Origin of the sequence: Streptomyces sp. NPDC090499 (genome assembly GCF_044769305.1) — a bacterium.
In the GTDB taxonomy this organism is placed as follows: domain Bacteria; phylum Actinomycetota; class Actinomycetes; order Streptomycetales; family Streptomycetaceae; genus Streptomyces.
On the sequence record NZ_JBIVXP010000007.1, the window covers coordinates 120594 to 145136 of the forward strand.

20 protein-coding genes, 1 tRNA gene and 1 pseudogene are annotated in these 24543 nt (G+C 71.6%); 11 read left to right on the forward strand and 11 right to left on the reverse strand.

Translation table 11 applies throughout. The features are described from left to right. Positions 1-448 precede the first annotated feature (448 nt). The gene (locus ACIQVL_RS25855; RefSeq protein WP_403426484.1) at positions 449-1378 is read left to right on the forward strand and encodes a CapA family protein; all 930 of its coding nucleotides are present in this window, start codon (positions 449-451) and stop codon (positions 1376-1378) included. A gap of 206 nt (positions 1379-1584) precedes the next feature. Here ACIQVL_RS25855 and snpA read toward each other — a convergent pair. After that, positions 1585-2244: pseudogene (gene snpA, locus ACIQVL_RS25860) on the reverse strand (snapalysin); the annotation flags it as partial. A gap of 633 nt (positions 2245-2877) precedes the next feature. Here snpA and ACIQVL_RS25865 point away from each other — a divergent pair. Further along, positions 2878-3849 carry an alpha/beta fold hydrolase gene (locus ACIQVL_RS25865; protein ID WP_403476459.1) on the forward strand — a complete coding sequence of 324 codons (972 nt, stop codon included), beginning with the start codon at positions 2878-2880 and terminating at the stop codon, positions 3847-3849. 127 nt (positions 3850-3976) lie between these two features. Here ACIQVL_RS25865 and ACIQVL_RS25870 read toward each other — a convergent pair whose 3' ends face one another. From ACIQVL_RS25870 to phoU, 3 genes are all read right to left on the reverse strand, one after another. Next, positions 3977-4225, reverse strand: a complete 249-nt coding sequence (locus tag ACIQVL_RS25870; RefSeq protein WP_403476460.1) for an SCO4226 family nickel-binding protein — start codon at positions 4223-4225, stop codon at positions 3977-3979. Between the two features lie 168 nt (positions 4226-4393). Continuing rightward, a complete protein-coding gene (locus ACIQVL_RS25875) occupies positions 4394-4549 on the reverse strand; it encodes a hypothetical protein (RefSeq protein ID WP_361300005.1) in 156 nt (51 codons plus the stop codon). A 140-nt stretch (positions 4550-4689) separates the two neighbouring features. Continuing rightward, positions 4690-5379, reverse strand: coding sequence for a phosphate signaling complex protein PhoU (phoU, locus tag ACIQVL_RS25880; RefSeq protein ID WP_351703228.1), 690 nt, complete (start codon positions 5377-5379; stop codon positions 4690-4692). A 222-nt stretch (positions 5380-5601) separates the two neighbouring features. On the opposite strand from phoU, the gene ACIQVL_RS25885 reads away from it, so the two are divergent. Both ACIQVL_RS25885 and ACIQVL_RS25890 read left to right on the forward strand, forming a co-directional pair. Continuing rightward, the gene (locus tag ACIQVL_RS25885; RefSeq protein WP_403426490.1) at positions 5602-6858 is read left to right on the forward strand and encodes a sensor histidine kinase; all 1257 of its coding nucleotides are present in this window, start codon (positions 5602-5604) and stop codon (positions 6856-6858) included. Next, positions 6855-7535 (forward strand): response regulator transcription factor, encoded by a 681-nt coding sequence (locus ACIQVL_RS25890; RefSeq protein WP_010358452.1) that lies wholly within the window; start codon positions 6855-6857, stop codon positions 7533-7535. Before ACIQVL_RS25885 ends, ACIQVL_RS25890 begins: the two co-directional genes overlap by 4 nt. A gap of 239 nt (positions 7536-7774) precedes the next feature. Here the strand turns inward: ACIQVL_RS25890 and ACIQVL_RS25895 are convergent, their stop codons facing one another. Then, the gene (locus ACIQVL_RS25895) at positions 7775-8458 is read right to left on the reverse strand and encodes a DUF461 domain-containing protein (protein WP_403426492.1); all 684 of its coding nucleotides are present in this window, start codon (positions 8456-8458) and stop codon (positions 7775-7777) included. A gap of 639 nt (positions 8459-9097) precedes the next feature. On the opposite strand from ACIQVL_RS25895, the gene ACIQVL_RS25900 reads away from it, so the two are divergent. From ACIQVL_RS25900 to ACIQVL_RS25925, 6 genes are all read left to right on the forward strand, one after another. Next, positions 9098-9580, forward strand: a complete 483-nt coding sequence (locus ACIQVL_RS25900) for a CarD family transcriptional regulator (RefSeq protein ID WP_003953493.1) — start codon at positions 9098-9100, stop codon at positions 9578-9580. A gap of 250 nt (positions 9581-9830) precedes the next feature. Next, positions 9831-10595, forward strand: a complete 765-nt coding sequence (gene ispD / locus ACIQVL_RS25905; protein ID WP_403426494.1) for a 2-C-methyl-D-erythritol 4-phosphate cytidylyltransferase — start codon at positions 9831-9833, stop codon at positions 10593-10595. Next, positions 10585-11076: a 2-C-methyl-D-erythritol 2,4-cyclodiphosphate synthase gene (ispF, locus tag ACIQVL_RS25910; RefSeq protein ID WP_403426495.1), complete on the forward strand. Its 492-nt coding sequence runs from the start codon at positions 10585-10587 to the stop codon at positions 11074-11076. The genes ispD and ispF overlap by 11 nt, the downstream gene beginning before the upstream one ends. 142 nt (positions 11077-11218) lie before the next feature. After that, on the forward strand, positions 11219-12616 hold the full coding sequence (cysS, locus tag ACIQVL_RS25915) for a cysteine--tRNA ligase (protein ID WP_403476461.1): 1398 nt from the start codon (positions 11219-11221) through the stop codon (positions 12614-12616). Between the two features lie 99 nt (positions 12617-12715). Next, positions 12716-13657 carry a 23S rRNA (guanosine(2251)-2'-O)-methyltransferase RlmB gene (rlmB, locus tag ACIQVL_RS25920; RefSeq protein WP_403476462.1) on the forward strand — a complete coding sequence of 314 codons (942 nt, stop codon included), beginning with the start codon at positions 12716-12718 and terminating at the stop codon, positions 13655-13657. Positions 13658-13774: 117 nt separating this feature from the next. Continuing rightward, entirely contained in the window at positions 13775-15430 is a 1656-nt protein-coding gene (locus tag ACIQVL_RS25925) for a DoxX family protein (RefSeq protein WP_403426500.1), read from the forward strand. Between the two features lie 629 nt (positions 15431-16059). Here ACIQVL_RS25925 and ACIQVL_RS25930 read toward each other — a convergent pair. The 3 genes from ACIQVL_RS25930 to msiK all read right to left on the reverse strand — a co-directional run bounded on the left by ACIQVL_RS25930 (position 16060) and on the right by msiK (position 18699). Beyond that, positions 16060-16791, reverse strand: coding sequence for an NDP-sugar synthase (locus tag ACIQVL_RS25930; protein ID WP_403426502.1), 732 nt, complete (start codon positions 16789-16791; stop codon positions 16060-16062). 85 nt (positions 16792-16876) lie between these two features. Next, a complete protein-coding gene (locus ACIQVL_RS25935) occupies positions 16877-17338 on the reverse strand; it encodes a hypothetical protein (RefSeq protein WP_403426503.1) in 462 nt (153 codons plus the stop codon). Between the two features lie 224 nt (positions 17339-17562). Next, complete coding sequence (gene msiK, locus ACIQVL_RS25940) at positions 17563-18699, reverse strand: diacetylchitobiose ABC transporter ATP-binding protein MsiK (protein WP_403426505.1); 1137 nt, start codon at positions 18697-18699, stop codon at positions 17563-17565. 230 nt (positions 18700-18929) lie between these two features. Between msiK and ACIQVL_RS25945 the strand changes: the two genes are divergently transcribed. Next, positions 18930-19003: transfer RNA gene (locus ACIQVL_RS25945), tRNA-Thr, on the forward strand. 30 nt (positions 19004-19033) lie between these two features. Here the strand turns inward: ACIQVL_RS25945 and ACIQVL_RS25950 are convergent. From ACIQVL_RS25950 to ACIQVL_RS25960, 3 genes are all read right to left on the reverse strand, one after another. Further along, positions 19034-22282 (reverse strand): Tat pathway signal protein, encoded by a 3249-nt coding sequence (locus ACIQVL_RS25950; protein ID WP_403476463.1) that lies wholly within the window; start codon positions 22280-22282, stop codon positions 19034-19036. Between the two features lie 97 nt (positions 22283-22379). Continuing rightward, the gene (locus tag ACIQVL_RS25955) at positions 22380-23786 is read right to left on the reverse strand and encodes an NAD(P)/FAD-dependent oxidoreductase (protein WP_403476464.1); all 1407 of its coding nucleotides are present in this window, start codon (positions 23784-23786) and stop codon (positions 22380-22382) included. 10 nt (positions 23787-23796) lie between these two features. Beyond that, the gene (locus tag ACIQVL_RS25960; RefSeq protein WP_403426627.1) at positions 23797-24453 is read right to left on the reverse strand and encodes a rhomboid-like protein; all 657 of its coding nucleotides are present in this window, start codon (positions 24451-24453) and stop codon (positions 23797-23799) included. Positions 24454-24543: the final 90 nt, after the last annotated feature.

Sequence of the window (24543 nt, forward strand, 5' to 3'; positions counted from 1 at the left end):
CCACCGCCCCTGAGCAGCGAAGACGAAGACGCAGGGCATCCAGATCCGCGGCAACGCCCGGGGTGAGAGGAAGTAAGCCCCTCGGTCGGCAAGTCCCCGACCTGCGGTTGCTCGGCAGGGCGGGGGCTTTTTGGGGGGAGGGCTGGAAACACGCCAGGTGGTGACCCTCCGTGGATAGATGGTTCACGCTTCGTAATATGAGCGAATGATCAGGTTCGTTGGGTGGCGCGGTGGGCGGTGGCGGGGGCCGGGGAGTCGGTGGCGGGGAGTTGTCGTTGGCCTGGTCGGGGGCGGTGTGGTGGGCGGTGCGGTGTTCGCGTTCGCGGTGGGTGCCGGTGGTGAGGGCGCGGTCCCGGGTGCCCGTGGGGAGATCCGGGCGACCAGGGCCGTGGCGCCGGCCGGGGTGCCTGCGCCGCCGCGGCCGGTCGGGAACGTGCGGATCGCGGCCGTGGGAGACATCGTCATGGGGTCGCTGCCGGACGACCTGCCGCCGGACGACGGCGCCTCGTTCTTCGAACCCGTCGACGACCTGCTCACCGGCGATGTGGTGCTCGGGAACCTGGAGGGGACGCTCGCCACAGGCGGTGACAGCAAGTGCGACCACATCGACGGCCCGAACTGCTTCGCGTTCCACGCCCCGCCGTCCTACGGCGGCCTGCTCAAGGAGGCCGGGTTCACGGTCCTGAACACGGCGAACAACCACATCGACGACTTCGGGGCGGAGGGGCGGCGCGAGACCTTCGCCGCGCTGCGCTCGGTGCATCTGCCGTTCACCGGCCGCCTGGGCCAGATCACCGTCCAGCGGGTACACGGCCTCAGGGTCGCGGTGCTCGGGTTCGCTCCCGACCGGGGGGCGAACGACCTCACGGACATCCCCGCGGCACGGCAACTCACCGCCCGCGCCGCGGCGATGGCGGACATCGTGATCGTCGTCATGCACGCCGGCGCGGAGGGCCCGGACCGTACCCACGTGGAACCCGGCACCGAGTACTTCCTCGGCGAGGACCGCGGCGACAGCTATCGCTTCAGCCGCGCGGTGATCGACGCCGGTGCCGACCTGGTGGTGGGCAGCGGCCCGCACGTGATGCGGGGAATGGAGTTCTACAAGGGCCGGCTGATCGCCTACAGCCTGGGCAACTTCTCCGGCTACAAGGTGCTCGGCCTCGGCGGCACACTCTCGACCAGCGGAGTGCTGCAGGTCACCCTCGGCGCCGACGGCACCTACCTGTCCGGGCGGCTGCGCCCGACCCTGATCGTGGCGCCCGGTACGCCGGAACCGGGCGGCGATGCGATCGACCTCGTCTCCACCATGTCGGAGGAGGACTTCGGCCCGCACGCCGCCCGTGTCTCGGCGGACGGCACGATCCGGCGCCCGTAGCCGGTCACGGCCGTGGAACGCGGTCAGCCCCAGAGGATGCCGGTGAGCGGGGCTCCCGGAACCTGACCCGGTGCCGCGTTCGGTACCTGCGGTACGACGTTCACCGACGCACCGGGGTTCACCGACGCACCGGGGTTCACCGACGCGCCAGGGTTCACCGACGCACCGGGCTGGTTCGCCGTGCCGCCCGAGGTCTGCTGCCCGGCTCCGGTGGCCCACAGCTGCTCGACACTCGAGCGCTCGGTGGCGTTCGGGTAGCGGTTGGTGCAGGACGGGCCGGGGCCGCCGCCCGACATCAGCTCACTGCACGGCCCGCTGTAGTCGTCCTTGAGGCCCAGCACGTGCCCGGTCTCGTGGGCGACGACGCGGACCGAGTCGTACTGCCGGGCCTGGGAGTAGTCGATGAAGATGTAGCCGCTGCCGTGGCCGTTGGTGGAGGCGTAGGACCCGCGCGAGTCGTTGCCCTCGTAGTAGGAGAAGTCGGCGCCGCTCGAGGACTCCTGGAGCTTGACGTCGGTCTCGGAGCTGTTCCAGATCGAGGCCGCGCTCGCTATCTGCGAACGGAAGCTCGGTGCCCGGGAGTCGTTGTAGTAGATGGTCACCGCCTGCGCGTCGGGCTGTGCCGCGCGCTTCTCGGCGACCGACTTGAGCACGGCCTCGTAGAACGCCTTGTTGTCGGCGGCCTCCTCGCCCGTCCCGTCGTACCGCGCCACGGAGGAACCAGGGGCGGCGGACCTGGCGGCGGACCGCGCGGTGGCCGGGGCGGCGGACGTTTGGGCACTCGCCGGCACCGCCGTGCCCAGCGCGCCGGAGGCAAGGCCCAGGCCGAGGGCGAGGAGTCTCGCGGACGTTCGGGACGACTTCATGTGGGGGGCTCCTACTCACTCGGTGACGCCGAGCGCCCGGTGCCTGGTCGATTGCGTGAGCACCGGTTCCGAACTGCGGCGACGTCCTGTGGGTCGACATTCTTAGGACGGCCTGACAGGGAGCGCAAAGGGTCCCCACCACTACGTCGCCTCGTAGGTCCCAGGGCCGCGCCGGGGCAGCGCACGGAGCCCAGGTCCGCAGACGGCGGCCGGCGGAGGAACTGTCACGGCGTCAGAAGGCTTGCGGCTGAAGGCGATGGGCGCGCCTGTCGGCCAGGCGGAATTCCGGGACGTGCGTCGAGGTTCGCATCCGCCCCAAGACGGACAAATGCTCAGATGTCCGCCTCGTCGCGTCTACTAAGCACCCCGGTAGGTCGCCGGACCGCTGTGATGGACGTCATAGAACGTGAGCTTCCGTCCCTTTCGCGCCTCGCCGTCCCCTTGGCGGCTCCGGGAGCGGACACTCGGCCGCGGTTTGCCGAACCGGCAAACGCGCTCGGCCCCGCGAGGCACGGGTTCGCATGATCGGTGCAGGGCCGGCGGCCGATCGGCAACGGTCCCGAAGGCCCGGCAACGCAAGCAGGGCGCGCAAGACACGCAAGGCAAGCAAGGCAGGCAAGTCGAGGAGGGCGTATGGCAGCGCAGCATCGGTCGGTCGTCGCGGACGGACGGCGGATCCACCTGGTCGAGCAGGGGGAGGGGCCCCTCGTACTGCTCGTGCACGGGTTTCCCGAGTGCTGGTACTCCTGGCGGCATCAGCTGCCGGCGCTCGCCGCGGCCGGGTACCGGGCGGTCGCCATCGACGTGCGGGGATACGGGCGTTCGTCCGCGCCGGTCGAGCCGGACGCGTACCGGATGACCGAGCTCGTGGCGGACAACGCCGAGGTCGTGCGGGCCCTCGGCGCGGAGTCGGCAGTGGTCGTCGGGCACGACTGGGGCGCGGCCGTCGCCGCGAACTCCGCGCTGCTGAGGCCGGAGGTGTTCCGGGCCGTGGGGCTGCTGAGCGTCCCGTACACCCCGCGCGGCGGGCCGCGGCCCAGCGCCGTCTTCGCGGGGATGAGCGGCGGGGACGAGGAGTTCTACGTCTCCTACTTCCAGGAGCCCGGCCGCGCCGAGGCCGAGATCGAACCCGACGTGCGGGGCTGGCTGGCGGGGTTCTACGGTGCCCTGTCCGGCGACACCATGCCCGGACCCGGCGCTCCCGACCCGCACTTCGTCGGCAGAGGCGGCACGCTCCGGGACCGGTTCCCCGCCGGACGGCTGCCCGGGTGGCTCGGCGAGCGGGATCTCGACGTCTACGCCGGGGAGTTCGAGCGCACCGGACTGACCGGGGCACTCAACCGGTACCGGAACATGGACCGCGACTGGGAGGACCTCGCCGCCCACGACGGTGCCCCGATCACCCAGCCGTCCCTGTTCGTCGGCGGCGGCCTAGACGCCTCCACGACCTGGCTGGCCGACGCCATCGAGGCGTACCCGGTCACCCTCCCCGGCCTGGTCTCCTCCCACATCCTCGACGGCTGCGGGCACTGGATCCAGCAGGAGCGGCCCGACGAGGTCAACCGGCTGCTCGTCGACTGGCTCGCCGCGCTGCCCTCCGCCTGAAGGGCGTCAGCGGTCGGAAGACGTCAGCGGTCGGAAGGCGTCGGCAGTCTGATGGCGTCGGCGGTCGGAGGCCTCAGCGGTCGGACTCTTCAGAAGCCTGAAGGCGCCACCAGTCTGAACGGCGGCGTCAGATCGAGAACGGCACCTGGTGGATCTCGTCGGCGGGATGGCCCGTGCGTTCGAGGACGCGCTTGACCGCCTCGGCCGAAGGCGCCTCGGAGAGGCAGTAGACCTTGCCGGAGGCGGGGTCGGCCCAGGCGTGTTCGAAGTGGACGCCCTCCTCCTTCTCGACGGCGAGGTCGGCCTCGTGGGCCTCCTTCAGCTGGTCGGCGGTGATGCCGTTCATCCCGTGGTGGACGTCCATGTAGTGCGGCATGGCTGCCACCTCCTTCGGCTTGTCCGTCCCACCCGTCTCACCACCATGCTGCGCCCGCCGCTGCGGCACGGCATGCGAAGGGCCCCGGACCGTAGTCCGGGGCCCTTCGCCTTAACCGACGTGCGCCGGCGTGTGCTGACGAGTTCTGACGTGTGCTGACAGGTCCGCTCAGCCGCACTGGCAGGGGCTGCCCGACTGGCAGCCGCAGCCGCAGCCCGAGCCGCACCCGCAGGCGCCGATGACCAGCAGGTTCTTGATCTCGACGGGCTGGTCGGTCTCGTGCTGCTGCGTGGGGTCGGGCGTGGTGCTGGGGGATTCGGCCATGGATCCCTCCTGGAGGTCCCTAGATGCCCTAGAGGTAGGGCCTTGCCCATTCCATGCCCATTTCGCTGGGCGCATCAACGGCGCACAGTGGCGCCCGTACGCCCGACCCGCACCCCGCGAGCCCCCGCCCGCCTTGCGGGTCACGCCCCCTCGGCGCCCGTCACCGGCTGGATGTCGGGCTGCAGCTCGTCCGCGTGCTCGCCGGTGACCAGGAAGACGACGCGCTTGGCGACGGCGACCGCGTGGTCGGCGTACCGCTCGTAGTAGCGGCCGAGGAGCGTCACGTCGACGGCGGTCTCGATGCCGTGCTTCCAGCGGTCGTCCAGCAGGTGCTGGAAGATCGTGCGGTGCAGCAGGTCCATCTCGTCGTCGTCCTGCTCCAGCTGGAGGGCCAGGTCGACGTCCTTGGTGATGATCACCTCGGCGGCCTTGGCCATCAGGCGCTGCGCGAGCTGGCCCATCTCCAGGATGGTGGCGTGCAGGTCGTGGGGGATGGCGTTCGCCGGGTAGCGCAGCCGGGCCAGCTTCGCCACGTGCTGGGCGAGGTCGCCGGAGCGCTCCAGGTCGGCGGACATACGGAGCGAGGTGACGACGATCCGCAGGTCCGTCGCCACCGGCTGCTGGCGGGCGAGCAGGGCTATCGCGCGCGCCTCCAGGTCGTGGTGGAGCTCGTCCACCTTCTGGTCGGCCTCGATGACGCTCTCGGCGAGCTTGAGGTCACCGTCGAGGATCGCCGTCGTGGCGCGTCCGATCGCCGATCCGACCAGTCGGGCCATGTCGACCAGGCTGTCGCCGATCGAATCGAGTTCCTCGTGGTACGCGTCCCGCATCAGGGTTCCCTCTCGTATGCGTGGTCCAGGGGTTCCGGGGGCCGGGGCCCGTGGCCGAAACCAGCTGCGAACCCCACGCTCCCACGTTCCGGTCCCTACGCGTCCGTTTCTGCCACCCCAAATGAACCAATACTGGCTCCAAGGTGAACTCTGGGCGACGAGTGTTCGAGCTGACACCCCACGGACTGTGGGGATGTCGTACCCCCTGCTTAACCTGTTTGCATGGACGTGAACGCGGCGGTCGCCGCAGCGGCAGCGATCGCCGGGGTGCTTACCGGTGTCATCGCCATGCTGGCGTTCCGCTGGAGCGAACGCGACCAGAAGCGACCGACCAGGACTTCTCTGCACACCGACCCCGTACTGCCCCCGGGCGTGGACACCGTACTGAGCGTGCTGCGCTCCTCCGCGGTCGTCCTCGACGAGGCCGACACGGTCGTCAAGGCGAGCTCGGCGGCGTACGCCCTCGGACTCGTGCGCGGTGGCAAACTCGCCATCGAGCCGATGCTCGGCATGGCCCGTGACACCCGGCGGGACGGCGAGATACGGCAGGTCGAGCTGGACCTCCCGCGGCGGGGGACCGGACGGGGCGAGGCACTGGCCGTCTCCGCACGGGTGGCGCCCCTCGGCTCCCGGCTCGTGCTGCTCCTCGTCGAGGACCTCACCGAGGCCCGTAGGATCGAGGCGGTACGACGCGACTTCGTGGCGAACGTGAGCCACGAGCTGAAGACCCCGGTCGGCGCGCTCTCCCTGCTCTCCGAGGCCGTCATGGACGCCTCGGACGATCCGGAGGCCGTGCAGCGCTTCGCCGGTCGCATGCAGATCGAGGCCACGCGCCTGACCAACCTGGTCCAGGAGCTCATCGATCTGTCGAGAGTGCAGAACGACGACCCGCTGGAGGACGCCGAGCCCGTCCGGGTCGACGAACTGGTCGCCGAGGCGATCGACCGGTGCCGGCACCAGGCCGGCACCAAGCAGATCACCATGGCCGCCGGCGGCACCGCCGACCTGCATGTCTGGGGCAACCGCGGCCAGCTCGCCGCCGCCCTCGGCAACCTGGTCGAGAACGCCGTGAACTACTCCCCGGCCCGTACCCGGGTCGGGATAGCCGCCCGCCGGATCAGTGCGACCGGCGGCGACATGATCGAGCTTGCCGTGACCGACCAGGGCATCGGCATCACCGACAAGGACAAGGAGCGCATCTTCGAGCGCTTCTACCGCGTCGACCCGGCCCGCTCGCGGGCCACCGGTGGCACCGGCCTCGGCCTCGCCATCGTCAAGCACGTGGTCGCCTCGCACGGCGGGGAGGTCACGGTGTGGAGCGCCGAAGGCCAGGGCTCCACTTTCACCCTCAGGCTGCCGGAGGCGGGCGTGGCCCGCGATCGCGCATCGCAGCACCCCGACCCCGACCTCGAAGACGAGGCCGGTACCACCGAGTCATCCCCGTACGAACCGCTTCCCGCCCCGGAGGTCCTTCCGTGACCCGAGTGCTCGTCGTCGAGGACGAGGAGTCCTTCTCCGACGCCCTGTCGTACATGCTCCGCAAGGAGGGCTTCGAGGTCGCCGTGGCGGCCACGGGCCCCGACGGACTCGACGAGTTCGAGCGCAACGGCGCCGACCTCGTCCTCCTCGACCTGATGCTGCCCGGCCTGCCGGGCACCGAGGTCTGCCGCCAGCTGCGCGGCCGCTCCAACGTCCCCGTCATCATGGTGACGGCCAAGGACAGCGAGATCGACAAGGTCGTCGGGCTCGAAATAGGAGCCGATGACTACGTCACCAAGCCCTTCTCCTCGCGCGAGCTGGTCGCCCGCATCCGCGCGGTGCTCCGCCGCCGCGGCGAGCCGGAGGAGGTCACCCCGGCCGCCCTGGAGGCGGGCCCGGTCCGCATGGACGTCGACCGCCACGTCGTGACGGTCTCCGGCTCCAAGGTCGACCTCCCCCTCAAGGAGTTCGACCTCCTGGAGATGCTCCTGCGCAACGCCGGCCGCGTCCTCACCCGCATGCAGCTCATCGACCGAGTCTGGGGCGCCGACTACGTCGGTGACACCAAGACCCTCGACGTCCACGTCAAGCGCCTCCGCGCGAAGATCGAGCCGGACCCGGGTGCGCCGCGCTACCTGGTGACGGTGCGTGGTCTCGGCTACAAGTTCGAGCCGTAAAGCCGGCCTCGGGCCGGGGTGGCGTTCGAGCGAGCCCGTCGCTCACTCGCCATCCCGTCCGTAACGACGACGGACCTGCGGGCCGGTGGGGGCGGGCCGCGCAGTTCCTCCCCCAGCCTTCGGCCGGGGGGACCCCCAGCGCCCCTCACGGGGCGCGTCCGGCCGCGGGACGGTCTCCTCAGCGGCGAAGGGCGGCACCCCTCGGGGTGCCGCCCTTCTGTCGGTTTCGGGGTGCCGGCTCAGCCGGCGTTCGTCGACTCCGAGGCCGAGTCGCTCGGCGTGGCCGAGGCGGACTCCTTGTTCTTCTTGCCCGCCTTGGCGCTCTCGCTCGCCGTCGAGCCGGCGGCCGGGGAGCCGGAGCCGGAGGCGGAAGCCGACGAGGAGGCGGACGCGGAGGCCGTGGCGGACGGCACCGCGCTCGGGCCCCAGCCGGTGAAGAAGCTCTCGGCCGGCACGACGAACGCGCGCAGGCTCACGTCACCGGTCTTGCTGAAGGTGAACGTGATCTTCTGGGCGTTGCCGTCCAGGACCGCCTCACGACTGCTGCCCAGCACCGCGGAGGCGTTGTCCTTGCCGCCCAGGATCAGCCGGCCGCCGCCCGGGATGGTCAGCGGCTGGGTCTTGGTGGCGTGCAGCTCCGCGGTCTTGCCGGTGCCGGCGACGACGATCGACTGCAGCGTCTCCGGCTCGGTGCCGGTGTTGAAGATGGTCGCGGAGACCACGGCCGGGCCGGTCGACGTGAGGTCGGGCTGGGTGATCACGGTCGCGTTCTGGACCTTGATGTCACCGACACTCGTCGCCGCGTTGTCCGGCTTGATCTCCAGCGTCTGGGAGTTGTTGCCCGCGCCGCAGGCGGAGAGTGCGGCGACGGAGAAGGCGAGGGCGGAGGCGGCGAGGGCGCCGCGTCGAAGGCTGCTGCTCACGGCGGCGGCAACTCCTTGAACGCACGGGCGGCCCTCTGATAAAGCCGCCCTAAGTGTCTGTCAGCGGCCTTAGGTTACCGAGCCGTTCCCGCGAGGCCGCACCCGACCCTCCCCAAGCTCCTCGCTTCCCTCGGGCAGGGGGTACGCGGGGGCATCCGCAAGTGCCCCTTCGGCCACTTTGGAGCGACCCTCGTGCGGCATTCACATAACCCGTCCGCAGCACCACGCGCAAAATTTCCGTGAAGGAATGCGCGACCGCCGGGAAAATTGATCACCTACTGCTTCAGGTGCGGCTTCACGTACCGTTCAGTCGGGCGTTCGGCCGTACCCGTGATCAATTCCGGAAACGTCCGGGATCCGGCGCCGACAACCGAACGGAGTAGCGGAAGTCGCACGCTTGGAACCGGACATATGTGGACGTTCGGCCACTCGGGAGGGTGTCCGGACGTGTGTAACGTGGGCGTTTCCCCTCGCCTGGAGAGCCGCTCCCACCTGCGAATACCTGCTTCCGGACAGCCTGCGAAGCACGTTCCTGTTGCTGTTGTCAAGCCCCGAGATATGCCCTGACCTGCGAAAACGCCATTCAGAACCGCCGGTTTCCGTGTTACCCTGGATAGCCACGGAAGGGGTACCTGTCACATGACGTTCAAGGTTGGCGACACCGTGGTCTATCCCCATCACGGGGCCGCGCTGATCGAGGCCATCGAAACTCGCCAGATCAAAGGCGTGGACAAGACCTACTTGGTGCTGAAGGTCGCCCAGGGTGACCTGACGGTACGTGTGCCAGCGGACAATGCGGAGTTCGTCGGCGTGCGTGATGTGGTCGGTCAGGACGGGCTGGACCGGGTCTTCGAGGTGCTGCGCGCGCCGTACGCCGAGGAGCCCACGAACTGGTCCCGTCGCTACAAGGCAAACCTGGAGAAGCTCGCCTCCGGCGATGTCATCAAGGTCGCGGAAGTCGTGCGTGACCTGTGGCGTCGTGAGCGCGAGCGCGGACTCTCCGCCGGTGAGAAGCGCATGCTCGCCAAGGCCCGCCAGATCCTGGTGAGCGAGCTCGCCCTCGCGGAGAACACGAACGAGGACAAGGCCGAGGCCCTGCTCGACGAGGTCCTCGCGTCCTGACGCAGCCGCTGTCCGGCTCGGCACGCTGAACTCCGCACACCCGAAATGCCGCGGTGCCCGATGACACTTTCTCTGTCGCCGGGCGCTGCGGCATGTTTGCGTACGCCCTCGGGGAACCCCCGATACTAAGCGTGCCGGGCCCGGGCTGCTGGCTCGACCAGTGTCACGGAAGGGTCCGGTCAAGGCGTCGCGCCCGGCACTTCCCAGGCCATACCCACGCCAGGCCCGCACACAAACCTGACAGGAACCGATGTCTGACGATTCGCGTCCTTCGCGTACGGAACCGCGTACCGCACTGCGCACGGCAGCCGTGATTCCCGCCGCCGGCCGAGGCGTACGGCTCGGTCCGGGCGCCCCCAAGGCGCTACGCGCGCTGAACGGCACTCCCATGCTCATCCACGCCGTACGCGCCCTCGCCGCCTCCCGCTCCGTCTCCCTGGTCGTCGTCGTGGCCCCGCCCGACGGCGCGCCCGAGGTCAAGTCGCTCCTCGACGCCCACGCGCTGCCCGACCGCACCGACTTCGTCGTCGTCCCCGGCGGCGAGTCCCGCCAGGAGTCGGTCCGGCTCGGCCTGGACGCGCTGCCGCCGGACTACGACATCGTCCTGGTCCACGACGCCGCCCGCCCGCTCGTCCCCGTCGACACGGTCGACGCGGTGATCCAGGCGGTCCGCGACGGCGCCCCGGCGGTCGTCCCCGCCCTCCCGCTCGCCGACACGGTCAAGGAGGTCGAGCCGGCCACCGCCCCCGGCGACCCCGAGCCGGTGCTCGCCACCCCCGAGCGGGCCCGGCTGCGCGCCGTCCAGACCCCCCAGGGCTTCGACCGCAGGACCCTGGTCCGCGCCCACGAGACGGTCACCGAGAACGTCACCGACGACGCCAGCATGGTCGAGCAGCTCGGCGACCGGGTCGTGGTCGTCCCCGGCCACGAGGAGGCCTTCAAGGTCACCCGCCCCCTCGACCTGGTCCTCGCGGAGGCGGTCCTGGCCCGCAGGAGGCTCAACGATGGCTTCTGAGGTGGTCCTCCCCCGGGTGGGGATCGGCACCGACATCCACGCCTTCGAGGAGGGCCGCGACCTGTGGTGCGCCGGCCTGAAGTGGGAGGGCGAGGGCCCCGGCCTGGCCGGCCACTCGGACGCGGACGTGGTCGCGCACGCGGCGTGCAACGCGCTGTTCTCCGCCGCGGGCCTCGGCGACCTGGGGCAGCACTTCGGCACGGGGCGCCCGCAGTGGTCGGGCGCGTCCGGCGTGACCCTCCTGACGGCGGCGGCCCGCATCGTCCGGGACGCCGGTTTCACCATCGGGAACGTCGCCGTGCAGGTCGTGGGCCCGCGCCCGAAGATCGGGAAGCGCCGTGACGAGGCCGAGAAGATCCTTTCGGATGCCGCCGGGGCTCCCGTGTCGGTCTCCGGGGCCACCACGGACGGCCTGGGTTTCCCGGGCCGGGGCGAGGGTCTCATGGCGGTGGCGACGGCGTTGGTCGTGAAAACGGCGTGACCGGATTCTTCCAGGGGCACGGGGCCGTATGGATCGGCGGCTCCGCCGCGGGGCGCGGACAAGACACAGCGCACTCGCACCCGGCGACGGTGCTTCACACGCCGGTGCCGCGCACTGCCCTCGGCCCACTACCCTAGGTCCCGTGACTATTCGCCTGTACGACACCAACGCCCGGCAGATCCGTGACTTCGCCCCGCTCACCGCGGGCCGCGTCTCGATCTACCTCTGTGGTGCCACCGTGCAGGCGGCGCCCCACATCGGGCACATCCGGTCCGGCCTGAACTTCGACATCATGCGCCGCTGGTTCGAATACCGCGGCTACGACGTGACGTTCGTCCGCAACGTCACGGACATCGACGACAAGATCATCGCCAAGTCCGCCGACCAGGGCCGCCCCTGGTGGGCGATCGGCTACGAGAACGAGCGCGCGTTCAACGACGGTTACACCGCGCTCGGCTGCCTCCCGCCGACGTACGAGCCCCGCGCGACCGGGCACGTGCCGGAGATGATCGAGATGATGCGCGGGCTGATCGAGCGTGGTCACGCCTACGAGGCCGACGGCAACGTCTACTTCGACGTGCGCTCCTACCCGGACTACCTCCAGCTCTCCAACCAGGAGCTGGACAACCTCCGCCAGCCCGAGGGCGAGGGCGAGACCGGCAAGCGGGACCAGCGGGACTTCGCGCTGTGGAAGGCCGTGAAGCCGGGCGAGCCCAGCTGGGAGACGCCGTGGGGGCGCGGTCGGCCCGGCTGGCACCTGGAGTGCTCGGCGATGGCCCACAAGTACCTCGGCGAGTCGTTCGACATCCACGGCGGCGGCCTCGACCTGATCTTCCCGCACCACGAGAACGAGATCGCCCAGGCCAAGGCCTTCGGCGACGACTTCGCCCAGTACTGGGTGCACAACGCCTGGGTCACCATCGCCGGGGAGAAGATGGCGAAGTCCCTCGGGAACTCGGTCCTCGTCTCGGAGATGGTCAAGCGCTGGCGCCCGATCGTGCTGCGCTACTACCTCGGCACTCCGCACTACCGCTCGATGATCGAGTACAGCGAGGAGGCGCTGCGCGAGGCCGAGTCGGCGTTCGTGCGGATCGAGGGGTTCGTGCAGCGCGTGGTGGAGCTGGCCGGGGGAGCCGTCGAGCCCTCGGCCGAGGTCCCGCCGGCCTTCGCCGAGGCGATGGACGACGACCTGGGCGTCCCGCAAGCGCTCGCCGTCGTGCACACCACGGTCCGGCAGGGCAACAGCGCGCTGGCCGCCGACGACAAGGAAGCCGCCGTCGCCCGCCTCGCCGAGGTCCGCGCCATGCTCGGCGTCCTCGGCCTCGACCCGCTGGCCGCGCACTGGTCCGGCGAGGGCGAGAAGGGCGAGGACCTGCACGGGGTCGTCGACGCCCTGGTACGCCTCGTCCTCGACCAGCGCGAGTCCGCCCGCGGCCGCAAGGACTGGGCGACCGCCGACGCCATCCGCGACCAGCTGACCCAGTCCGGACTCGCGATCGAGGACAGCCCGTCCGGCCCGCGCTGGACCCTCAGGTCCTAGCCGCCCCGGAACTGAAGATCGACTGTGCCGCCCGGCCCCCCGGGCGGCACACTGCATAAGACGTACGTACGACACGAAGCTCACGGAGACGGGTAACTCATGGCAGCCAACAACCGCCGCATGTCCGGCAAGAAGGGCGCGCAGATCGGCAGTGGCGGCCAGCGGCGCCGGGGCCTGGAGGGCAAGGGGCCGACCCCGCCCGCCGAGATGCGCAAGGGCCACAAGAAGAACCGCATCGCCACCGCCAAGGCCAAGCAGACCCAGCGCCGTCCGGTGGCGCGCGGCCGGGGCGGCAAGGGCACCTCCGAGATGGTCGTCGGCCGCAACCCGGTCGTCGAGGCGCTCCGCGAGGGCGTCCCGGCCTCCACCCTCTACGTCCAGCAGTTCATCGACAACGACGAGCGGGTCCGCGAGGCCCTGCAGCTCGTGGCCGAGCGCGGCGGCATCAACCTCATGGAGGCCCCGCGTCCCGAGCTGGACCGCATGACCAACGGCCTCAACCACCAGGGCCTGGTCCTCCAGGTCCCGCCGTACGAGTACGCGCACCCCGAGGACCTGGCCGAGTCGGCCTACGACGAGGGTGAGGACCCGCTGATCGTCGCGCTGGACGGGGTCACCGACCCGCGCAACCTGGGCGCCGTCGTCCGTTCGGTCTCCGCCTTCGGCGGCCACGGCGTCGTCGTGCCCGAGCGCCGCGCGGCAGGCATGACCGCCGGTGCCTGGAAGACGTCGGCCGGTACGGCGGCCCGTACACCGGTCGCCCGCGCCACGAACCTGACACGAGCCCTGGAGTCGTACAAGAAGGCCGGCATCGTGGTCGTCGGCCTCGCCGCGGACGGCGAGCACGAGATCGGCGACCTGGAGGCCCTCGGCGGCCCCGTCGTCATCGTCGTCGGCAGCGAGGGCAAGGGCCTGTCCCGGCTGGTCGGCGAAACCTGCGACTTCCGGGTCCGGATCCCGATGCCGGGCGGCGCCGAGTCGCTCAACGCGGGTGTGGCGGCCGGGATCGTGCTGTACGAGGCGGCGCGCCGACGCGGGTGAACAGACGTCCGTAACCTCACCTGGGCGGGTTAATTCCGGCGTCCGGGACATCCTTGACGGGGTCCGGACACATCCGGCCGGTCAAAGCAGTGTCCTAACTCCACGTCACTCGGTTAGATGAGTGTGGACACCAGAACACCCCGCACACCCACGGGGGACCGCTCGTCGGGATTCCGCTCCGGATTCGATTCCGGGCCCGACGACGCTCCCGCGCTGAGCATGGTGAAGGTGCCGAGCGATCCGGCGCAGGTCATCGTCAACCACGCGAGTTTCCGCGTGCAGCTGGGCGTATCGACACGGCGTACCCAATCCCCCCGGGTCGCACGGCACCTGAGCGCCACCGAGGACACCGCGCGCATCCCGGTCGTCGGCACGGCGGGCAGAGCGGGGGCGGCGCCCGGCCGGCGCCGCCCGGTCGTCTGGAGCGGCAGGTCCGCGCCCGACGACACCGGCGCCCACCGGCTGCTCCAGGCCGTCCGGGGCGGCAGCGTCCGGCACGTCGAGGAGCCCGCCGAACCGGCAGGCGCGACCCAGGTCATCCCGCGCGTCGACGACGGCTACGACGCCCTGGACCAGACCGTCGAGACCCCGATGGTCGGCCACCCGCGCTCCCCGGCGTCCGGCGAGCGGCGGCTGCTCCCGGACCTGCCGGCGGTGGGCAGCGCCTACGACGAACCGGCCTACGACGAACCGCCCTACGGCGACGACGAGTTCGAGGACTTCGACGAACCGCGTTCGGCCCGGCGGGCCGGCGACGGCGACCCGGCCCGGCACGCCTACTACCCCGGCCGCCGGATGAACCTGGGCGTGGTCCTCCTCCCCCTGCGCATCTTCCTCGGCTTCATCTCCATCTACGCCGGCATGGGCAAGCTCTGCGACCCCGTCTACTTCGACGGCGGCAAGCGCGGCTCCATGGTCACCTGGCTCAACACGCTGCACCCCTGGGAGGTCGCCGAGCCGCTGCGCCAGTTCGCCCTCCAGCACCCGGTCGGCGCCGGCCTCGTCATCGCCTTCTTCCAGGTGATCGTCGGCGTGCTGACCGTCCTCGGCTGCTGGCAGCGGGTCGCCGCGGTCGTCGGCGCGCTGCTCTCCGCCGCGCTCATCGTCACCGTCAGCTGGAAGACCGTCCCCGCCTACGACGCCCCCGACATCATCTACCTCGCCGCCTGGTCCCCGCTGATCATCGCGGGTGCCCCCGTCTACTCCGTGGACGGCCGCCTCGCGGGCAGCGCCTGGCGGCGGCTCGGCCCGCACTCCGACATCTGGGAGCTGCGCGCCTTCGTACTGCGCCGCGGTGCCCTGATCACGGCCGTCACCATCGGCCTCACCCTCCTCGTCGGCTCGCTCCTCGGCGGCGCGGTCCGCGACTCCAGCCGCGTGGTCGTGCCCGGCCCCGGCGAGGCCCCGCGCAACAACCTCCCCGGCTCCCCGCTTCCCGGCGAGTCGGCCAAGCCCCACCGGAAGACTCCGTCGGCCTCCACGGCTCCCTCCGGGGGCGCCACGGCGAGCCCTTCGCAGGCGGCCACCACCCCGGGCGCCGACCGCACCACGAGCGGCGCCACCACCACGACTCCCAGCGAGACCCAGGGCACCACGGGTCAGGCGCCGCCGCAGCACACCGCGCCCGCGCCGACCACCGCGGGCCCCACCTCCGGCGGCACCGCGACCGGTGGCGCCTCCACCACGACCGGCGGCACCGGCACCGGCTCCGGAACCTCCGGCGGCGCCTCCTCCTCGGGCCAGCCGGGCCTGGTAGGCGGCCTCCTCGGCTGACAGCCCCTGCCCACCGCCGCAGCCTCGCGCCTCACAGCCGCGGGGCTGCGGCGCTCTGCCGTCCGCGGCACCGTCGTGGCTGCTCGCGCAGTTCCCCGCGCCCCTTACGGGGCACTACACCCCCGCCCCCGAACCACGCACCCCGAAAGGCGCGCGAGAAACCGCGCGACAAGCCCCCACCCACCCGCAGTCGACGGTCGGCCGTTCGCCCCGTAAAGGGGCGCGGGGAACTGCGCGACGAGCCCCCACGCACCCGCACCCGACGGTCGGCCGTTCGCCCCGAAAGGGGCGCGGGGAACTGCGCGACAAGCCCCCACGCACCCGCACCCGACGGTCGGCCGTTCGCCCCGTAAGGGGGCGCGGGGAACTGCGCGACAAGCCCCCACGCACCCGCACCCGACGGTCGGCCCGCCCCGTTAGGGGGCGCGGGGAACTGCGCGACGAGCCCCCACGCACCCGCACCCGACGGTCGGCCCGCCCCGTTAGGGGGCGCGGGGAACTGCGCGACGAGCCCCCACGCACCCGCACCCGACGGTCGGCCGTTCGCCCCGTTAGGGGGCGCGGGGAACTGCGCGAGCAGCCACGACGCACCCGCAGTCGACGAGCCGGCGGTCGTGTCGTCTCTTCGGCTAGCGCCCCAGCGCGGCCAGTTCCTTTGCCGCCTCCGTCAGGTCCTTCGCCGTGTCGATGGCTCGCCAGTACGCCCCCTGCGGAATCGGGAACCCGGCCAGCTGTCGGCTCCGTGCCAGGTGCGGGAACGTGGTGCGCTCGTGGTCCCCCCGCTCCGGCAGCATCGCCGCGAACTCGGGAGAGAACACGTAGACGCCGGCGTTGATCTCGAACGTCGACGGCGGTGACTCGATGAAGTCCGTGATGTGGCCGAAGCCGTCGGTCTGCACGGCACCCCACGGAATCCGCGGCCGGGCCAGCGCCAGCGTCGCCACCGCGTCCCGCTCCGTGTGGAAGTCGGCCATGTCGCGCAGCGAGAACCGCGTCCAGATGTCGCCGTTCGTGGCGTACCAGGGCCGGTCGGTGTGGGGAAGGTGCGCGGCCGCGTACCTGAGGCCGCCGCCCCGGCCCAGCGGCTCCGTCTCCACCACCGTGGTGACGGAGAGCGGCAGGTCGGCCGACGCGAGCCACTTCTGCAGGACCTCGGCGAGATGGCCGCAGGAGACCACCACGTCGGTGACGCCCTCCTCGGCGAGCCAGGCCAGCTGGTGGCCGATGATCGGCGTGCCCGTACCCGGGATCTCGACCATCGGCTTGGGCCGGTCGTCGGTGTACGGACGCAGCCGTGAGCCCTGGCCACCGGCCAGGACCACGGCTTGAGTGGGGCGCAACGCGGCGTTCGGATGGGTCATGCCCGAACTGTACGACGCGCCCCGGGGCCGGCTTCACGCAGCAGGGGGCCCCTTAAGGAGCCGTTACCTGCTTCCCGACCGGCGTTCAGCTGTGCGCGGCCAGCACGCCCGACGCGAAGGACGTGTCGCAGACCGGGCGGGCGTACGACTGGGCGCGCGAGGCGCCGTACATCCGCACCGCGGCCCGGCCCAGCGCGCGGGCGATGGACGTGCAGTGCTTCGCCAGCGACGGGTGGCCGTTGACCGCCTGCTGGAGGTGGGTGAGGACCTGGCCCGGGTTCTTGTCCTGGAGCTCGGTCATCAGCTGCTCGCGCAGCACGTCCTGCGGGGCCTGGGCGGCGGCCTTGGAGGAGACGTGCGCGTCGGTCACGTCGGTCGCGGTGAGCACCGAGCTCCGCGGGGACCCGGTCCAGTTGACGCGGGTGACCGCGAGGGTCCCGGAGAGCACCAGGACGACGGGCAGGACAAGGGCGAGAGTGCGGCCGATCCGGCGGGCAGGGCCGCCCCGGTGGCCGCGTCGCGTCTGAGGGGTGGTGGAGTGCTTCACGCGTGTGAGGGTAGCGTGCGGTAATGATTTGGCGACATTTAGTCACCGGTTCGGGGGACGGAGAAGGGCCGTGTTTCGGGTACGGGGTTGACGCACGCTGCTCGAAAACCACCCGCTTGCCGGGGTAGTTCGGGGCAACGGAAAGGGCCCCGCAGCAGGCCGCGGGGCCCTTTCCGTCAACCTGGGTGAATTCACCCTGGTCAGAGGTTTTTCGGGTTGATCGCTCAGTCGGAGAGACGCTCGCCCGTGGACGTCGAGAACACGTGGATCTCGCCCGGCCGCGGCACGACGTGCAGCGTGGCGCCCTTCTCCGGGACCGCGCGGCCGCTGACGCGGACGACCAGGTCCTTGAGGTCGTCGCCGACCTTGGCGCTGCCGTAGACGTAGCCGTCGGCGCCGAGCTCCTCGACGACGTTCACGGAGACCGCGAGACCGGCCGGGGCGTCCTCGGTGTCCTTGGACAGCGTGGAGGCGGCCTCGCCGTTGTGCTCGACGACGTCGAAGTGCTCGGGGCGGACGCCGACGGTCACCGTGCGGTCGCCCTTGTCGCTGGCGGCCTTGAGCGCCTCGCGGTTGACCGGGACGACGCTGTTGCCGAACTTCACGCCGCCGTCGGTGATCGGGACCTCGACCAGGTTCATGGCGGGGGAGCCGATGAAGCCGGCGACGAAGAGGTTGGCCGGGCGGTCGTACATGTTGCGCGGCGAGTCGACCTGCTGGAGCAGACCGTCCTTGAGGACCGCGACCCGGTCGCCCATCGTCATGGCCTCGACCTGGTCGTGGGTGACGTAGACGGTGGTGATGCCGAGGCGGCGCTGCAGCGAGGCGATCTGCGTACGGGTCGAGACACGGAGCTTGGCGTCCAGGTTGGACAGCGGCTCGTCCATGAGGAAGACCTGCGGCTCACGCACGATGGCGCGGCCCATCGCGACACGCTGGCGCTGACCGCCGGAGAGCGCCTTCGGCTTGCGGTCCAGGTACTCGGTGAGGTCGAGGATCTTCGCGGCCTCCTCGACCTTCTGCCGGATCTCCGCCTTGTTGACGCCGGCGATCTTGAGCGCGAAGCCCATGTTGTCGGCGACGCTCATGTGCGGGTAGAGCGCGTAGTTCTGGAACACCATGGCGATGTCCCGGTCCTTGGGCGGCAGGTGCGTGACGTCGCGGTCGCCGATGCGGATGGCGCCGCCGTTGACGTCCTCCAGGCCCGCGAGCATCCGCAGCGAGGTGGACTTGCCGCAACCCGACGGGCCGACCAGGACGAGGAACTCGCCGTCCTCGATCGCGATGTCGAGGCCGTCGACGGCGGGCTTGGTGGAGCCCGGGTAGATCCGGGTCGCCTTGTCGAACGTGACAGTGGCCATGGCTCAGAGGCCCCCTTCTACCGGCAGGAACGTGCCGGACGATCCGTTGTAGGAAGGTGGTTGGTGTAGTCCACTCGGGTAGTCCACGCGAGTGAACTGGATCAGGACGGTACCTGGCGTTCACCCCGTATGTCAGTACCTGGAGCCCTGTGAACTTCGCGGAAATTTTCGACAGGCCCCGCCGGGGACCTGGGTACACTGCACTGGCACGCACCCCCGGGTGCGTGCACGCCTCCTTAGCTCAGCTGGTCAGAGCGCCGCTCTTGTAAAGCGAAGGTCGTCGGTTCGAATCCGACAGGGGGCTCCGTTCCCTCCCCCCCCGGTGGGCCGTCGGTCAGGCCGTGACGGTCTTCGTCGGCTTGCTGGTCGCGGTGCCGTCCTTGTGGCCGGTGCGCCGGGCGGTGACCTTCACGGTGATCTTCTTGCCCTTCTGGGCCGGCTTCAGGGTCAGCGTGGACCTGGTGGCCCCGCTGATCGCCTTGCCGTTCGCGTACCACTGGTACGCGTACGAGGTCGCCGCCGGGCTCCAGGTGCCGTGGGCCGCCGTCAGCTTCTTCCCGGTCTTCGCCGTGCCGCCGACGGTCGGCGCCCTGGTCGCCTTCGGCGCGTCCCCCTTCGCGACGGTCACCGCGGCCGAGGTCGCCGACCCGCCGGCCCAGCCGCTCCTCACGGCCGTCACGGTCACGGTGAGCTTCTTGCCGACCAGGGCCGCCGGGACGGTGTACGACGCGGCGGTCGCCCCGGGTACCGCCTTGCCGTCGGCCTTCCACTGGTACGTGTAGGAGCCCGGGGTCGCCGACCAACTCCCGGTCGTGGCCGTGACCTTGGCGTCGGCCTTGGCGGTGCCGGTGATCTTCGGGGCGGCGGTGCCGGTCAGCCGGGGCTGGGTCACGGTGAAGCCGCCGCGCGGGTACTCGCAGCACGGGGTGAACACGCTGGCGTTCCAGTCGCCGACGGCCGCGCCGGTCAGGTCCAGGGTGGCCGTCACCGAGCGGTTGTCCGCCGCGACCGAGTCGGCCTTCGCGGAGATGGTCCGGCCGGACAGGCTCAGCCGCACCTCCGTGTCCGGGCCGAGTGCGGTGCCGGTGACCGTCACCCTGACCTTCGTGCCGCTGACGCCGGTGGCCGGGCTGATCCCCGTGACGCTCACCCTGTCGGTGCCGCAGAGGGCGGAGGAGCAGGCCAGCCGGGCGCTGTAGGCGGTGCCGGACGCGGTCTCGGGCAGGCCGAGGACGAACACGGTCGGGGTGGCCGCCGTGGACGAGCCCTGCACGGCGCAGTTGTAGCCCGTGCCGCCCGAGCCCGTGTACTGGACGCAGCCGTTGCGCCAGGACGCCGGGTTGTACAGCGTCGGCACGGCGGTCGCGGTCGCGCCGGTGGTGTCCTTGATGTCGGCGGAGAAGCTGTCGAGGCCGGCGGTCGGCAGCACCGCGCACACGGCGCTGTGCGCCTCGTCGAGGGTGCCGGTGACCGGGCCGTAGCCGTACGAGACCGACGGGACCCTGGTGCACTCGGGCGCGGGCCCGTCGGCGGTCGCGATGCGCAGGGCGTCCAGGTGGTAGGCGGGGGAGGCCTGCTGGCCGGCCGGGGTCTGGACGAGGACCTGGTGGGTGGTGGAGCCGGTGACCGCGCAGGCGCTGTTGCGGAAGGAGCACTCGGTCCTGCCGTCGCCGCCGAGCACCGTCAGGTTCGCCGTGCCCAGTGCGTCCCGCACGTTGACGTGGAGGACGTCGGTGGCGGCCGGGGTGGTGACCTGGACGCAGTCGACGGTGCCGGCGGTGCCGTAACCGCGCTTGACGGAGGGGCCGCCGACCGCGGCCGCCGCGGTCTTCGCGCAGCCCGCCGAGGTGGCGGAGGCGGTGACGTCCCGGCGGGTCAGCGTGTACGCGGCCGCCTTGTCCTGGCCGGTGACCAGCACGGTGTGGGCCTTGCCCGGGGTGAGCTGGCAGACGGTCCAGCCGTTGGTGGTGGCGGAGCGCTCACAGACCTTCTTGCCGGTGGCGTCCAGCACCGAGAACTTCGCGGGGACGTCCCCGGAGCCGGCGGTCAGCTGGAACAGCTCGGTGCCGGTGTGGGCGTCCGCCGGGATGCTCAGGCACTGCGAGAAGACACCGCCACCGGTGGTGAACGTGGCCTTCGCGCCGTCGGCCGCGAAGCTGCCGGCGGGCAGCACCTGGCAGCCCTCGGGGGTGTCGGTGCGGTGCAGGGCGATGCCGTAGGAGCCGGTCGCGCCCTCGGCCTGGTACTCGCTGTGCAGCAGCACGCGGTAGGGCGCGGAGCCGGTGAGCGCGCAGTCGCCGTCCGCGAGGGCCTGCGCGCCGCACTGGGCGGTGCCGTCGGCGTCGACGACCTCCACGTCGGCGTCGACGCCGGCGGAGACGAGCGGGGTGAGCGCGGCGATCCGGGCGTTCTGCGGGGCGGGCAGGGTCAGGCAGTCGTACTGGCCGGGCGTGCTCAGCTCGCCCTGGTGCGGGCCGTACCCGGTGGTCACGCAGCCGGCGTCGGAGGCGCGGTCGAGGACGATCACGCCCTGGCGGGCGGTGCCCTCGGGGATCGCGGTGTAGGTGCCGGCCGCGGGCACCCGGCACGGGTCGGTGCCGGAGCGGCACACGGTCCGGCCGTCCGCGTCGTACACCTGGACCGGGCCGGTGCCGCGGTCCTCGTTGACGTAGTGGACGGTGTAGGGGCCGGCCTTGCCGGTGGTGAAGGTGTGGCAGCCGCCGACGGTGAGGTCCTGCGGGGCGAGGGCGCCGTAGGGGCGGACCGGGGCGGTGGCGCAGCCCTGCGGGTCGTTCAGGCGGCGGGCGGCGACCGTGTACCCGGCGGGGAAGCCGTTCTCGGAGTAGGTGACCTGGGAGATCACCCGGTAGGGGCCGCTGCCGGTCAGTACGCAGCTGTCCTCGCCGTCCTCCGGGAAGCGCGGGCAGATGCGGGCTCCGGTCGCGTCGGTGAGCCATGCGGTGGTGCTGCCGTAGACCGAGGTGGCGGCGGTGAGGCGGATGCGCTCGCCGGGCTGCCCGGTGAAGGGCTGGCAGTCGACCTCGGCCGGGCTCACGGTGGTGCGGGTGGCGGGCGGCTGGTCCCAGCCGGTGCCGGCCGGATCGAAGCAGCCCGGGGTGGCGGAGCCGAGCGGGACGACGGTGAGCGTCGAGGCGGCGGTGTCCCAGCCGGTGTTGACGACCTTGAGGGTGTAGGTGCCGGCCGCGGGCAGGTCGCACCAGCCCTTGACGCCGTACGCGTTGTCGTAGCAGTCGAGCTGGGTGCCGTCGGCGGTGTACAGCTGCGGGTACAGGTTGCTGCTGCCGGCGCCGAGGGAGACCAGGTGCAGGCCGGGCGCCTCGGCGGTGAGGGTGAAGCAGGTGCTGCCGTCCGCCGGTGCCGACACCTGGGCCTCCGCGTCCCCGGGGTCGCCGAAGGACGCGAGGGCGAGCGGCGCGCACACCGGGTCGTCGGCGCGGGCGGACCCGGCGCCGGTGAGGGTGAGCAGCGAGGTGAGCAGCGATACGACGAGGACCGTCACGGCGGTGAGCCGTCCGGGTCTCGCCGTCGTACCGGGACCGGTGCCGAGCATGGGAAGCGTCATCAATTCCCCCCTGGAATACGGACGTTGGGGCGATGGTCGCACACAGGTATGACACAGCCTCAACGGGTTTCCAGGGGCGCCCGCGCGGGGCGTGACCTCAGTGCCGCCCGGCGACCCGGTCCGCGACCTGTGCCAGGCGGGACGACTCCGTGCTCGGGTGGAGTCGTTCGCGCTGGTCGGCGGCGCGGTAGGTGGCGTACATGCCCTGGACGCCGAGCCAGCGGAACGGCTCCGGCTCCCACTTGCGGACCTTGTGGTTCACCCACGGCAGCTCGGTGAGGTCGGTGCGGCCGGCCTGGCCGGAGTCGAGCTGCACGAGGTCCCGGAGGGTCCGGGCCGCGAGATTGGTGGTGGCGACCCCGGAGCCGACGTAGCCGCCCGCCCAGCCGAGCCCCGTCGAACGGTCCAGGGTGACGGTCGCGCACCAGTCCCGCGGCACCCCGAGCACCCCGGACCAGGCGTGCTCGACGGCGGCACCGGCCAGGGACGGGAAGAACCGCACGAGGATCTCGCGCAGCGCCTCGACCGTCGCGTCCTGGGTGCGGCCGTCGTTGTCCGTGCGCGACCCGAAGCGGTACGGCACCCCGCGCCCGCCGAGCGCGATCCGCCCGTCGGCCGTGCGCTGCGCGTACATGTACGCGTGCGCCATGTCGCCCAGGGTCTCCCGGCCCTCCCAGCCCACCGACGCCCACTGCTCCGCGGTCAGCGGCTCGGTGGCGATCATCGAGGAGTTCATCGGCAGCCAGGTGCGCTTCTGGCCCTTGAGGTTCGCGGTGAAGCCCTCGGTGCAGCGCAGGATGTACGGGGCGCGGACCGTGCCGTACGGCGTGACGGCGTGCCGGGGCCGGATCTCGGTCACCGGGGTGGACTCGTGGATGTCCACACCGAGCGCCGCCACGGCCGCCACCAGGCCCTTCATCAGCTTCACCGGGTGCAGCCGGGCGCCGTGCGGGGTCCAGGTGCCGCCCACCGCGTCGGCGACGCGGATCCGCTCCCGGGTCTCCCCGGCGCCGTACAGCTCGCGGTCCTTCTCGCCGTACGCCAGCTCGTGCGCGTGGAAGGCCTTCAGACGGGCCAGCTGGGCCGGGGTGGTGGCGACCTCCAGCACCCCGCCCTTGTGCAGGTCGGCGTCGATGCCCTCGGCGGCGGCGACCGCGACCACCTCGTCGACGGTGTCGTTCATGGCCTTCTGCAGGCGTACGGCGGCCTCGTGGCCGTGCAGCGCGGCGTACCGGTCGCGGCCGGCGATGCCGTTGTAGAGCCAGCCGCCGTTGCGGCCGGAGGCGCCGTAGCCGCAGAACTTCTGCTCCAGGACGGTGACCCGGAGGAAGGGCGCGGCCTTCTTCAGGTAGTACGCGGTCCACAGCCCCGTGTACCCGCCGCCCACGATCACCACGTCCGCCGAGGCGTCACCGGCGAGCGGCTCCCGCACCGCCGGGAGGCCGTCGTCCGCGTACCAGAAGGAGATGCCGCCGTTGACGACACCGCTCGCCGATCTGCTCATGACCTGGACGCTAACCCTTGAGGGCGGCCAGTGTCTCCTTCGGATTCCATGCTTTTCCGCGCCCTCTGACCAGCGGGTAGCAGCCCAGACCGATCAGCGCGGCGACGAAATGCCCCAGGTCGGTGAAGGTGGGCGACTCGGTCAGCGGCAGCCCGTAGACGAGGAGGACGGCCGCGAGGTACGCATACCGCCAGGGCGTCGCGATCCGGTACGCCAGCACCGCGATCACCCCGGCCAGCGCGTAGCTCACCCCGATGTCCAGGGTGTTGACCGCGGAGTGCGGGACGATGCCGTCGTGGATGCCCTTCAGCAGCGCGCCCTCGCTGATCAGGGTGGCCAGCACGTGCGCGCTCACGCACACCGCGAGCCAGCGGACCGTCCCCAGCCAGCGCTCCGCCGGGGCGTGGAAGACGGTGTAGAGGAAGGCGTACGGCACCCAGTGCCCGCCCTCGATCCACATCGCGCTGGCCACCAGCACCCGTACCGGGTTGTCCGACAGCTCCCGGATGTTGGTGGACCGCTGCCGCAGGAACTGCTGCTCGAACTCCGGTGACATGTGGTGCACCGCCACCGCCGTCACGAAGAGAATCGCCAGCCAGACGTACGTGCCGGGGGCGCTGCGGACGTACGCCCACACCGTGCCGCCGAGTCCCCGGAGAAATCCCATGAGGCGATTCATGCACGACGGCAACGCCGGGTGTGTGATTGACATTCCGGACGGGCTGATCACCTGGGAGCTCCGGGGCGGGCCGCGGGC